Raw genomic sequence first — 11657 nt, forward strand, 5'->3', positions numbered from 1 at the left:
GTACTATGCTCGCCTGAGCAAAGGCGGATTTGCCGGAAAGGGACGTCATGACGGTCGAGGTCAGGCCGACGGAGAAGGTGGCAGCGCTGGAGCGCTGCATGGTGTTCGAAGCCCTGAGCGCCGAGATGCGCGAGGAGCTTGCCGCCCACGCCTATCCGAAGAGCTTTGCCGCCGGGGATCTGATCTTCGCGGCCGGTGATCCCGGCCAGACGATGATGGCCGTCCTGAAGGGCACGGTGCGGATCGGCCTCGTCACCGCAACCGCCCGCGACGTGGTTCTGGGAGACTGCCACCAGGGCGATGTCTTCGGCGAGGTGGCGCTGTTCGACGGCGGGCCGCGCTCTGCCGATGCCCGGGCGCAGACCAATGTCGAGCTTCTTGTCCTCGAACGCCGCGACGTCTTTTCGGTGCTGCAGCGCCATCCGGACGGCGCGCTGCGGCTGCTGGAGCTTCTCTGTGGCCGTCTGCGCCGCTCCGACGAGCGGATGCAGGAACTCGCCTTCCTGGACATTTCGACGCGTCTTGCGCGGGCGATCCTGCGCATCCTCGAGAGCCCAGCCCATTCCGGCGCCAAGCGGCCGGTGCGTCTGGCATTTTCCCAGACCGAACTCGGCAACATGATCGGCAGCGCCCGCGAGAACGTCAATCGCTGCCTGAAGGGCTGGCAGCGGCGGGGCCTCGTCGACCTGAAGGACGGCTGGCTGATCATCCGCGACGAAAAGGGCCTCGGCATCCTCGCGGACACCGAATAGCGACCCTATCTGCGGCAGGAGCCACTCGCCATCGGTCGCAGGAACGACGCCGCGGCGGGCCAGCGAGCCGCCGGCAGGCGATTTTGCCCGAGGCGGTTTTCGTGTCACGATAACGTCACGGTCGGCGGAGCGGCCGGCAATCGGTTTGGACAGGGGCAATCTTGACGCAGACTGTTTTCAACGGCGGGACTTCGGCGGATCTCGTCGCGTTCCCGGCCGCCAATCCTCGCGACACCGTGGTTTCCTTCGATCGGCGCGAGCTCTCGGCAATACTGAGGGTCTACGGACAAATGGTCGCGAGCGGCGAGTGGCGCGATTATGCCATCGACATGCTGAAGGACCGCGCCGTCTTCTCGGTGTTCCGGCGCACCAGCGAGATGCCGCTCTACCGGATCGTCAAGGACCCCAAGCTCGCCCGGCGCCAGGGCGCCTACCAGGTGGTCGCCGCCGGCGGTCTAGTGATGAAGCGCGGTCACGATCTTGGTGCCGTCCTCAAGGTCTTCGACCGCAATCTGCGGCTCGCCGACAACGGCTGAACGGCAAGGCCCTCGCCCGGCTAACGAAATCGCGTCATCCGGCGCATCTATGGTCTTCGCCCTTTTGCAATAGATCTCGCCCGGTACGACCAACCGGGACGAGACGATGCCGACGACAGCCAGCGACGCCCGCGCCGACGAACTCGGCGTCCGGGCAAAATCCCCGTCGCAGATCCCAGCGCCCGGCTGGAAGAACATCCTGATGCGGGTGTTTGCCGAGATCTCGAACGACCGGGTGCTGCTCGTCGCCGCCGGCGTGACCTATTACCTGCTGCTCGCCATGGTACCGGCGATGGCCTCGCTCGTCTCGATCTATGGTCTCGTCGCCGACCCGGCGACGGTCGGCCAGCACATCGGGGCGCTGTCGACGCTGTTGCCGGGCGGCGCGATGCAGATCGTCGACGATCAGCTGACGCGTCTTGCGGGCGCCGCCAACGGCACCCTCGGCCTGTCCCTGATCATCTCCCTCGCCATCTCGCTGTGGAGCGCCAATGCCGGGGTGAAGGCGCTGTTCGAGGCGATGAACGTCGCCTATGACGAGAAGGAGGAGCGCTCCTTCATCCGGCTGACGCTCGTCTCGCTCGTCTTCACCCTCTGCCTCCTCGCCGCGGCGCTGACGCTGATCGCGCTGACGGTGGTGCTGCCCATCGTGCTCGGCTATGTCGGCCTCGGCCAGGGTACCGAATGGCTGATCACCGCCGGCTCGATCGCCGCGACGCTGATCTTCGTCTCTCTCGTCATCTCGGCGCTCTACCGCTGGGGGCCGTGCCGCCGCCAGGCCAAGTGGCGCTGGATCACGCCGGGTTCGGTCCTCGCCGTCCTCGTCATCGCGATCGTCTCGCTCCTGTTCTCCTGGTACACGGCGAATTTCGGCTCCTACGACGCCACCTACGGCTCGCTCGGCGCGCTGATCGGCATGATGACCTGGATGTGGCTGACGATGATCATCCTCATCGTCGGCGGCGAGCTGAACTCCGAGATGGAGCATCAGACCGCCCGCGACACGACGACCGGACGCGAGAAGCCGATGGGCACCCGCGGCGCCACCATGGCGGATCAGGTGGCCGATGCCACCGTCGCCGGCGGGCGGCTGTTCATGGAGACGGACCCGTCGCTGAAGCGCGAGATCGACGCGCTCTACAGCGGTGCCGGAGAGCGGCAGAAAGGCCGCGAGGAGCGCGACCAGTGGATCGCCGCGGCAGTACCCGCCGCGATCGCCCTGATCGCCGTCGCCGGCATGTCCAGCTTCGGCCGCAGCCGCCGGCCGGCCCGCTGAAGCATCGGCCCGAAAATCGGAATCGATTTTCGGAAAGCATGATGCGTAGAATCAAAGAAATAGCGCGGCCTTCGTGCGCCCTATCGGACGCACGGCGCGCTGAGGGCTTGGCAAGCGCCTACGTCAGATCTCCGGCGGCGGGGCGCTGAAATCGCCTGGATAGGCGCTGGTGTCGGGGATCGTCCCGGTGCCTTCCCCGAGCGGGCGCTGCATCAGCACCGTGTCGATCCAGCGGCCGAACTTCAGCCCCGTCGCCGGCATCGTCCCGATCATCTTGAAGCCGAGCTTGCGATGCACCCCGATCGAGCCGTGATTGCCGGCGTCGCCGATGACGGCGAGCATCTGGCGAAAGCCGAGCCGCTCGCACTCCTCGATCAGCCGGGTGAGCAGCGCCGTGCCGACGCCGCGCCCGCGTGCCTCCGGCGCCAGATAGATCGAATCCTCGACCAGCCAGTTATAGGCGGGCCGCGGCCGGTAGCCCCCGGCATAGGCATAGCCGAGCAGCCGGCCGCCCTTCTCCTCGGCGACGAGATAGGGAAAGTGCTTCGCCTTGAGGTCGCCGAAGCGCTGCGCCATCGCCGCCTCGTCCGGCGGGACGAGTTCGTAGGTGGCGGTGCCGGTCCTGACCTCTTCGGCGTAGATCGCCGTGATCACCGGAAGATCGGCCTGTTCGGCCGGACGAAGCAGATAGGCGCCGGACACCTTCAACCCTTTTCGTAACGCGCGGCTGCCGCCGCATTCGCCCTGAATTTACCCGTGGCAGCCGGTCTGGGGTAGCATTCCTGCAACGATCCACCGCCGAATTAGCGGTTCGATGAGCGCATTTGACCGCTTCTCCCATTGCGGCATCGGCATGGTTGGGCATAAGCCCTCGCATCCAGCGCGCGTTGCGAAGGCGCCAGAAGACCCGATCATCGGCGAGCGGACGAAAGCGTGAGCAAGGCAAAGAAGAAGAAATTGTCCCTCGTCGCGCCCGAACGGCGCGGGCTCGTACTCGGGCTGATCGGCCGGATCCTGCGCGAGAACGGCCACCTCTTCGTGCGGCAATATGCGATCGCCATCGGCTGCCTGGTCGCTGCGGCGGGCTGTACCGCCTTCCTCGCTTGGATCATGCGCGACGTCATCGACAAGATCTTCGTCCAGCAGAACCGCGCCGCGATCTATTCCCTGCCGGCCATCGTCTTCGTCACCTTCGCCATACGAGGCCTCGCCAATTACGGCCAGGCGGTGGTGCTCGCCCGTATCGGCAACAACATCGTCGCGAGATACCAGCGCCGGCTGTTTGCCCACATCACCGAACTTTCGGTGGATTTCTTCGCCGAGAACCGCTCGGCCCATCTCGCCGCGCGGATCAACCAGAACGTCTCCGGCATCCGCGATACGCTGAACCTCACCATCACCTCGCTCGCCCGCGACGCGCTGAGCCTGATCTTCCTCGTCTTCGTGATGATCTGGCAGGATCCGGTGCTTTCCGGCATCGCCCTTCTCGCCGGCCCGCCGATCGCGCTGATGATCGGCAGCCTCGCCCGCAAGCTGAGGGTGGCAACCCGCCAGGCGATCGACATCAACGCGAGGGTGCTAGCCTCGATGCAGGAGGCGGCGCAGGGCATCACCGTGGTCAAGGCCTTCACCATGGAGGTGCCGCTGCGCGAGCGCATCGAGGGCCTGATCCTCAAGGCCGAGCAGCGCTCCAACAAGATCGCTGGCATCACCGAGCGGACCAGCCCGGTGACCGAGATGGTCGCCGGCTTCGCGATCGCTGGCGTCATCGGCTATTCCGGCTATCGGGCCGTCGTGTACGGCTATTCGCCGGGCTCGATGTTCGCCTTCATCACGGCGCTGCTGCTCGCCTACGATCCGGCGCGGCGCCTCGCCAAGCTGCAGGTCCAGCTCGAGCGCGCCCTCGTCAACGCCTCGATGATCTACGAGATCCTCGACCTCGAGCCGCGCCAGGCCGACGCTCCGGACGCCAGGACGCTGACGGTGGAGCGCGGCGAGATCGCCTTCAGGAACGTCACCTTCGGCTATTATGACGGCGAGCCGGTGCTGCGCGACCTTTCCTTCGTCGCCCCTGCCGGCAAGACGACGGCGCTGATCGGCGCCTCGGGCGGTGGCAAGTCGACGATCATCGCTCTCCTCCAGCGCTTCTACGACGTCGAGGAAGGCGCGATCACCGTCGATGGCGAGGATATCCGGACGGTCACCAAGCGTTCGCTGCGCTCGAAGATCGCCTATGTCCCGCAGGCGCCGTATCTCTTCGAGGGCACGATCCGCGAGAACATCCGCCTCGGCCGGCCGGACGCCACCGACGCCGAGATCGAGGAGGCCGCCCGCCAGGCCCAGGCCGAGGAGTTCATCCTAGCCGCGCCGCAGGGTTACGACACGCCCGTCGGCGAAAACGGCATGACGCTTTCGGGCGGCCAGCGCCAGCGCCTGTCGATCGCGAGAGCGCTGGTGAGGAATGCCCCGATCCTGCTCCTCGACGAGGCGACCTCGGCCCTCGACACCCGCTCCGAGACGCTGGTTCAGGCGGCGCTCGACGCGGCTATGAAGGACCGCACCGTGCTTGTCGTCGCGCACCGGCTGTCGACCATCACCAATGCCGACCAGATCCTCGTCGTCGACAGCGGCAAGATCGCCGAGCGGGGCACCCATCACGATCTCGTCGATCGTGAGGACGGGCTCTATGCCCGCTTCTACGGGCTGCAGGCCGGCGGCAATCGGCGGCCGGCGGATTTGGCGGCCGCGCGGCGGTGAGACACGGTCGCGGGGTCGGCGTAGCCGGCGCTTTGACGGCGTTTGCGAATGAAGTATTCAGCGGCCGAACAGACGAGCGCCGGAAATCCGTCAGGTCGTCATCTTCGGGCTTCTGCCAAAGATCTGCAGCCCCGCATCCGAGTTTGGCCGGTCGGCAAGTCTGCAAGGATTCTATCGCCGACATTGCAGTAGATCCTCGGGACAAGCCCGAGGATGACGGTGGTGGTAGGGTCGTGGCCGATCGCCATGAACCGCCGCCTCGCCATTTGAAAGGAAGCCGCCCATGAAGCTCGTCGTTCTCGGAGCCGCCGGCCGGATGGGCCGCACACTGGTGAAAATCATCACCGAAACCGGGGGCGCGTCGCTCCACGCCGCCCTTGAGCGTGAAGGCTCGCCGGCGATCGGCTCCGACGCCGGGCTGCTCGCCGGGATCGGCGACATCGGCCTTTCCGTCGAAGCCGACATCGACGCAGCGCTCGACGGCGCCGACGGCATCGTCGACTTCACCGCTCCGGCCGTCTCGGTGTCGCTGGCGGCAAAGGCTGCCGAGAAGCGCCTTGTCCACGTCATTGGCACGACCGGCTTCGAGGCGGATGCCGACGCCGCGATCGGCAAGGCGGCCCGGAATGGCGCGGTCGTCGTCAAGTCCGGCAATATGAGCCTCGGCGTCAATCTCCTGGCCGTCCTCGTCGAGCAGGCGGCGCGGGCCCTCGGCCCAGACGCCTTCGACATCGAGGTGCTGGAGATGCATCACAGACACAAGGTCGACGCCCCGTCGGGCACTGCCCTCCTCCTCGGCGCAGCGGCGGCGAAGGGCCGCGGCATTTCCCTCCCCGAACATTCCGTCAGGGTTCGCGACGGCATCACCGGCGCGCGCGAAAAGGGCAGCATCGGCTTCGCCACCCTCCGGGGCGGCTCCGTCGTCGGCGAGCATTCGGTGATTCTCGCCGGCGAGGGCGAGCGGATCGAGCTCTCCCATGCGGCGACGGACCGGGCGATCTTCGCCAGGGGCGCGGTCAAGGCCGCTCTCTGGGCGAAGGACCAGCCGGCCGGCCTCTATTCGATGCGCGACGTGCTCGGCCTCGCCGCCTGATCGGGCAGCGCGTTGCATCGCACGACATTTCTCGAGGGGCGCGCTAGATCACGCCCGGATACACCCACCGAAAGGCACCGCCGATGTCCCGCATCCTCGTCCTAGTCCGCCACGGCCAAAGCGAGTGGAACCTGAAGAACCTCTTCACCGGCTGGAAGGACCCGGACCTGACGGAAAAGGGCGTCGAGGAGGCGAAATCCGCCGGCCGCAAGCTGAAGGCAGAAGGGTTCGTCTTCGACACTGCCTTTACCTCCGTCCTGTCGCGGGCCCAGCGCACCCTCGACCTGATGCTTCAGGAGCTCGGCCAGACCGATCTTCCGGTCACCCGCGATGTGGCGCTGAACGAGCGCGACTATGGCGATCTCTCCGGCCTCAACAAGGACGACGCACGCGAGAAGTGGGGCGAGGAGCAGGTGCATGTCTGGCGCCGCTCCTACGACACCCCGCCTCCCGGCGGCGAGAGCCTGAAGGATACCGGCGCGCGGGTCTGGCCCTATTACATCCACGACATCCTGCCGAAGGTGATGGCCGGCGGCACGGTCATCGTCGCCGCCCACGGCAATTCGCTGCGCTCGCTGGTCATGGCGCTGGACGGGCTGACGCCGGACCAGATCGTCGCCGAGGAGATCGCGACCGGCGTTCCAATCGTCTACCGGCTCAACGAGGATACGACTGTCCGGGAGAAGCGGGTTCTCGAAGGCTGAGGCCAATCCGGCCGGATGCGAATTGAGCGCCGCAACCGCCTCTGCTACCCCACGCTCCGGTGGGATAAGGAGTGAAGTTTCATGAGCGAGAAGATCATCATGCGCACCGGCGAGGCCCTCGTCGCGGGCGGCCCTCCGGGGACCGCGGCCGAGCCGGAGGTCGTCATCGGCGCGCTGGACGGCCCGGTCGGCACCGCGCTGGCGACGCTCACCGGCGATCAGGTGAAGGGTCACAGCCGCGTCTTCGCGCTGCTCAACACCGACGTGATGGTCCGGCCGGTGACGCTCTGCGTCTCCAAGGTGACCGTGGACGATCCGAAATACACCAACATCCTGATGGGCACGGTGCAGTTCGCCATCGCCAACGGCGTGCTCGACGCGGTCCGCGAGGGGCTGTTGCCGAAGGACCAGGTGAACGACCTTGGCATCATCTGCTCGGTCTGGCTCGCCCCGACCATCGTCGACGTGACGGATCTCGATCACAAGGTGCTCTTCGACATACACCGCGAGGGCATGAAGAAGGCGATCGCCAAGGCGATGCGGAACGAGCCGTCGATCGACTGGCTGCTCGAGAACCAGGACAAGATCGTCCACAAATACTACCAGATGGGCCTCGACGGAAAAATCTGAGGGCCTCGGGAAAAGCCATGGCGGCCGCGCAGGAAGGTCGGGCGTGCTGGCTTTGCGGCCGGCCGCTCGGCAGCCGCGTCGAGTGGCATCATCCGCTGCCGAAGAGCCGCGGCGGCCGGGTGACCGAGCCGGTCCACCCGATCTGCCACCGCACCCTCCACGCCACCTTCTCGAACGTCGAACTCGCCCGCCTCGCGGCGAGCGGCGAAGATATCAGGCAACAGCCGGAACTGCGGCCGTTCCTGCGCTGGATCGCCGGCAAGCCGGCAGATTTCCACGCCCCGACCAGACAGCGGAAGTGACGCCGTAGCGTGGCTGCGGCCAGACGGAAGACGGGTCTGCTCAGGGAGCGGCGGAGATCCGCGCCTCGCGGCGCGAGCGCTTGGAAAATTCCCGCCAGGAAAACGGGATCGAGACGTAATAGGCGATGATCGTCACCGTCGCGGTCGCCCAGAAATAGCTGACCAGCATCGCCACGTAGAACACCATCAGCATCATGATCGGGATCGCGGTGGAGCGCGGCACGCGGATGCCGGCGCCCTTGCCGGACCAGGTCGGGATGCGGCTCGCCATCAACAGGCCGACGAAGACCAGATAGATCGCCGTGAACCCCGCGGTGACATGCGGCAGGTGGACGTCGATGCCGATGAAGCTGACATACATCGGGAGCAGCGCCAGCCCGGCACCGGCCGGGGCCGGCACGCCGACGAAGAAGGCCGAGTGCCATTTCGGCCGGTGCGGGTCGTCGAGCATGGTGTTGAAGCGGGCAAGCCGCAGCGCGCAGCCCGTCGTGTAGAGCAGCGCCGCCGTCCAGCCGAAGGCGCCGGCCTCGTTGAGCACGAAGGCGTAGAGCAGCAGCGCCGGGGCGAGGCCGAAATTGACGATGTCGGCGAGCGAATCCATCTCCGCGCCGAACCGGCTCTGGCCCTTCAGCATCCGTGCGACACGCCCGTCGATGCCGTCGAGAACCGCCGCACCGAGCACCATCAGCACGGCAAGCTCGAAGCGCGCCTCGAAGGCCAGCCGAACGCCCGTCATCCCGGCGCAGATGGCGAGGATGGTGATGAGGTTCGGCACGATCCGGCGGAACGGGATCCGCCGCCGGCTGCGCCCCTCCGGCTCGTCTGGGTGGCCCGGATCGAAGGGCGGAAAGAGCTTGTCGAGGGACATCAGTCGCGCCTCGCCGGCCAGGTTGCGAGCCTGTCGCCATATTCGGCGATGACGGTCTCGCCGGCGATCGCCGTCTGGCCTTCGCTGACCCGCGGCTGGACGCTGCCGGGCAGATAGACGTCGAGCCTGGAGCCGAAGCGGATCAGGCCGAAGCGCTCGCCCGCCTCGATGCGATCCTCCACGACCGACCAGCAGATGATCCGCCGTGCGACGAGGCCGGCGATCTGGACGACGCCGATTTCGCCCTGCGGCCCGTCGATCACCAGGCAGTTGCGTTCGTTCAGCTCGCTCGCCTTGTCGAGCTCGGCATTCTTGAACTCGCCCTCGCGATAGAGGATGCGGGCGATGCGGCCGCGCATCGGCGCGCGATTCACGTGGCAATTGAAGACGTTCATGAAAATCGAGACGCGCAGCATCGGCTCGGCGCCGAGGCCGAGCTCGACCGGCGGCACCACATGACCGACGAGCGAGACCCGGCCGTCCGCCGGGCTGACGACGAGATGGTCGGCGACGGGCGTGATGCGTTCGGGATCGCGGAAGAAATAGGCGCACCAGGCCGTCAGGATCAGGCCGATCCAGAACAGCGGCTGCCAGAGCAGCCCCAGCACGACGGAAGCGCCGAAGAAGACGGCGATGAACGGATAGCCGGCCCGGTGGATGGGCACGAAGGCATTGCGGATCGAGGTCAGGATATGCACGTCTGTCGTTCTTCTTCCCGTTGTTTCGCCGGCGGGTCGAGCCGTTCCCGCATGTAGCCGATGCGACCGGCCCGCGATACCGCTTCGACGGCCGATCGGGCGGCACGCGGCCCGAAGAGCGGGTCGAAGCCTGCCCTGCGGCGCTCGGACTCAACGTGGCGTGAGGTCAGCCGTTCCAACCTGCCGATTCCCGCAAACCGCGCCACTGCTCAGACCGGCTCGGTGCGACGCCTCTCGATGACGCCGAATTCGTCGCTCTCGCGGGCCTTGCGCAACGCCTCCTCGGCTTCCGTCGCCTCGCGCTGCATCGCCCACATCTCGGCATAGAGGCCGTTCATCGCAAGAAGGTCGCGATGGGAGCCGCGCTCGACGATCTCGCCGGCCCTCAGGACCAGGATCTCGTCGCAATTGATGATCGTCGACAGGCGATGGGCGATGGTGAGCGTCGTGCGGTTCTTCGAGACGAGGTCGAGCGCCGACTGGATCTCCTGCTCGGTGTGGGTGTCGAGCGCCGAGGTCGCCTCGTCGAGGACGAGGATCGGCGGCGCCTTGAGGATCGTCCGGGCGATCGCCACGCGCTGCTTCTCGCCGCCGGAGAGCTTCAGGCCCCGCTCGCCGACCATCGCGTCGAAACCATCGGGAAGCTGCTCGATGAAGCCGGCGATCTGGGCGAGCTCGGCGGCACGCACGACTTCCTCGTCGCTGGCGTCGGTGCGGCCGTAGCGGATGTTGTAGGCGATGGTGTCGTTGAACAGCACGGTGTCCTGCGGCACGATGCCGATCGCCGCGCGCACGCTCTCCTGGGTGACGCCAGCGATGTCCTGGCCGTCGATAGTGATCCTGCCGCCCTTGACGTCGTAGAAGCGGAAGAGCAGCCGCGAGATGGTCGACTTGCCGGCACCCGACGGGCCGACAATCGCCACCGACTTGCCCGGCGGAACCTCGAAGGAGACGCCCTTGAGGATCTCGCGGGCGGGATCGTAGCCGAAACGCACGTCCTCGAAGCGGATGGCGCCCTCGCTGACGACGAGAGGCTTGGCGTCCGCGCGGTCGACCACTTCGGCCTCGATGCCGAGAAGCGCGAACATTTCCTCGATGTCGGTGAGGCCCTGGCGGATCTCGCGATAGACGAAGCCGATGAAGTTCAGCGGGATCGACAGCTGCATGAGCATGGCATTGACGAAGACGAAGTCGCCCAGCGTCTGGGTGCCGTTGCGCACCGCCATCGCCGACATCACCATGACGGCGGCCATGCCGACGCCGAAGATGACGCCCTGGCCGAAGTTCAGCCAGCCGAGGGAAGTCCAGATGCGGGTGGCGGCGACCTCGTACCGGGCCATCGAGCGGTCGAAGCGCTCGGCCTCCATCGCCTCGTTACCGAAATATTTCACCGTCTCGAAGTTGAGCAGTGAATCGATCGCCTTGGTGTTGGCGTCGGTGTCCGACTGGTTCATGTCGCGGCGAATGTTGATCCGCCAGTCGCTCGCCTTGATGGTGAACCAGCCATAGAGCCAGATCGTGGCTGCGATGACCGCGACATAGGCGAATCCGTAGGCGAAGGCGAAGATGATCGCGACCAGGGCGAATTCGAGGATCGTCGGGATGGTGTTGAGGATGGTGAAGCGGACGATCGCCTCGATCCCCTTGGTGCCGCGCTCGATGATCCGCGACAGGCCGCCTGTGCGCCGCTCGAGATGAAACCGCAGCGACAGCCGGTGCATGTGGACGAAGGTGCGGTAGGCGAGCTGGCGCACGGCATGCTGGCCGACCCTGGCGAACAGCGCGTCGCGCAGCTGGTTCAGCCCGACCGAGATGACGCGGGCGACATTGTAGGAGACGACGAGGGTGATCGCCCCGGCGAGCAGGATCGGCAGCCAGCCGGTCGCAGCGCCCGGCTGGCTGCTGGTGCCGTCGAGGGCGTCGGTCGCCCATTTGAAGAAATAGGGCACGCCGACGGTCAGAAGCTTGGCAAGGACCAGGAAGACGGAGGCGTAGACCACCCGCATCTTCAGGTCCGGCCGCTCGCCCGGCCACATGTAAG

The 11657-nt window shown here is 66.7% G+C and carries 12 protein-coding genes; 8 read left to right on the forward strand and 4 right to left on the reverse strand.

What is annotated here, in order from left to right; genetic code table 11:
* Window positions 1-47: 47 nt before the first annotated feature.
* The 3 genes from E3C22_RS07380 (at window position 48) to E3C22_RS07390 (ending at window position 2564) form a co-directional block, all read left to right on the forward strand.
* Window positions 48-752, forward strand: coding sequence for a Crp/Fnr family transcriptional regulator (locus E3C22_RS07380; RefSeq protein WP_134761364.1), 705 nt, complete (start codon window positions 48-50; stop codon window positions 750-752).
* 161 nt (window positions 753-913) lie between these two features.
* Window positions 914-1288: a DUF2794 domain-containing protein gene (locus E3C22_RS07385; RefSeq protein ID WP_134761365.1), complete on the forward strand. Its 375-nt coding sequence runs from the start codon at window positions 914-916 to the stop codon at window positions 1286-1288.
* Window positions 1289-1394: 106 nt separating this feature from the next.
* The gene (locus E3C22_RS07390) at window positions 1395-2564 is read left to right on the forward strand and encodes a YihY/virulence factor BrkB family protein (RefSeq protein WP_134761366.1); all 1170 of its coding nucleotides are present in this window, start codon (window positions 1395-1397) and stop codon (window positions 2562-2564) included.
* Between the two features lie 123 nt (window positions 2565-2687).
* Here the strand turns inward: E3C22_RS07390 and E3C22_RS07395 are convergent, their stop codons facing one another.
* Window positions 2688-3266: a GNAT family N-acetyltransferase gene (locus E3C22_RS07395; RefSeq protein ID WP_134761367.1), complete on the reverse strand. Its 579-nt coding sequence runs from the start codon at window positions 3264-3266 to the stop codon at window positions 2688-2690.
* A gap of 231 nt (window positions 3267-3497) precedes the next feature.
* Here E3C22_RS07395 and E3C22_RS07400 point away from each other — a divergent pair, with 231 nt between their 5' ends.
* The 5 genes from E3C22_RS07400 (at window position 3498) to E3C22_RS07420 (ending at window position 8050) form a co-directional block, all read left to right on the forward strand.
* The gene (locus E3C22_RS07400; RefSeq protein WP_206026919.1) at window positions 3498-5321 is read left to right on the forward strand and encodes an ABC transporter ATP-binding protein; all 1824 of its coding nucleotides are present in this window, start codon (window positions 3498-3500) and stop codon (window positions 5319-5321) included.
* 283 nt (window positions 5322-5604) lie between these two features.
* Window positions 5605-6414, forward strand: a complete 810-nt coding sequence (gene dapB, locus E3C22_RS07405) for a 4-hydroxy-tetrahydrodipicolinate reductase (RefSeq protein WP_134761368.1) — start codon at window positions 5605-5607, stop codon at window positions 6412-6414.
* An 83-nt stretch (window positions 6415-6497) separates the two neighbouring features.
* Window positions 6498-7118 (forward strand): 2,3-bisphosphoglycerate-dependent phosphoglycerate mutase, encoded by a 621-nt coding sequence (locus E3C22_RS07410; RefSeq protein WP_134761369.1) that lies wholly within the window; start codon window positions 6498-6500, stop codon window positions 7116-7118.
* A gap of 81 nt (window positions 7119-7199) precedes the next feature.
* On the forward strand, window positions 7200-7748 hold the full coding sequence (fae, locus tag E3C22_RS07415) for a formaldehyde-activating enzyme (protein WP_134761370.1): 549 nt from the start codon (window positions 7200-7202) through the stop codon (window positions 7746-7748).
* A gap of 17 nt (window positions 7749-7765) precedes the next feature.
* A complete protein-coding gene (locus E3C22_RS07420) occupies window positions 7766-8050 on the forward strand; it encodes an HNH endonuclease (RefSeq protein ID WP_134761371.1) in 285 nt (94 codons plus the stop codon).
* Between the two features lie 40 nt (window positions 8051-8090).
* On the opposite strand, the gene E3C22_RS07425 is transcribed toward E3C22_RS07420, so the two are convergent.
* The 3 genes from E3C22_RS07425 to E3C22_RS07435 form a co-directional block, all read right to left on the reverse strand.
* Window positions 8091-8918, reverse strand: a complete 828-nt coding sequence (locus tag E3C22_RS07425; protein WP_134761372.1) for a CDP-alcohol phosphatidyltransferase family protein — start codon at window positions 8916-8918, stop codon at window positions 8091-8093.
* Window positions 8918-9712 carry a phosphatidylserine decarboxylase gene (locus E3C22_RS07430; RefSeq protein ID WP_342635623.1) on the reverse strand — a complete coding sequence of 265 codons (795 nt, stop codon included), beginning with the start codon at window positions 9710-9712 and terminating at the stop codon, window positions 8918-8920. Before E3C22_RS07430 ends, E3C22_RS07425 begins: the two co-directional genes overlap by 1 nt.
* A 113-nt stretch (window positions 9713-9825) precedes the next feature.
* Window positions 9826-11652, reverse strand: coding sequence for an ABCB family ABC transporter ATP-binding protein/permease (locus E3C22_RS07435; protein ID WP_245514879.1), 1827 nt, complete (start codon window positions 11650-11652; stop codon window positions 9826-9828).
* Window positions 11653-11657 lie beyond the last annotated feature (5 nt).

This window comes from Jiella endophytica (genome assembly GCF_004519335.1).
Taxonomy (GTDB): Bacteria; Pseudomonadota; Alphaproteobacteria; order Rhizobiales; family Rhizobiaceae; genus Jiella; species Jiella endophytica.

Bases quoted from the DNA above. Each gene is read 5' to 3' on its own strand.
- dapB (WP_134761368.1), top strand. From the start codon at position 5,605: ATGAAGCTCGTCGTTCTCGGAGCCGCCGGCCGGATGGGCCGCACACTG.
- fae (WP_134761370.1), top strand. From the start codon at position 7,200: ATGAGCGAGAAGATCATCATGCGCACCGGCGAGGCCCTCGTCGCGGGC.
- E3C22_RS07435 (WP_245514879.1), bottom strand. From the start codon at position 11,652: ATGTGGCCGGGCGAGCGGCCGGACCTGAAGATGCGGGTGGTCTACGCC.
- E3C22_RS07425 (WP_134761372.1), bottom strand. From the start codon at position 8,918: ATGTCCCTCGACAAGCTCTTTCCGCCCTTCGATCCGGGCCACCCAGAC.
- E3C22_RS07390 (WP_134761366.1), top strand. From the start codon at position 1,395: ATGCCGACGACAGCCAGCGACGCCCGCGCCGACGAACTCGGCGTCCGG.
- E3C22_RS07410 (WP_134761369.1), top strand. From the start codon at position 6,498: ATGTCCCGCATCCTCGTCCTAGTCCGCCACGGCCAAAGCGAGTGGAAC.
- E3C22_RS07380 (WP_134761364.1), top strand. From the start codon at position 48: ATGACGGTCGAGGTCAGGCCGACGGAGAAGGTGGCAGCGCTGGAGCGC.
- E3C22_RS07420 (WP_134761371.1), top strand. From the start codon at position 7,766: ATGGCGGCCGCGCAGGAAGGTCGGGCGTGCTGGCTTTGCGGCCGGCCG.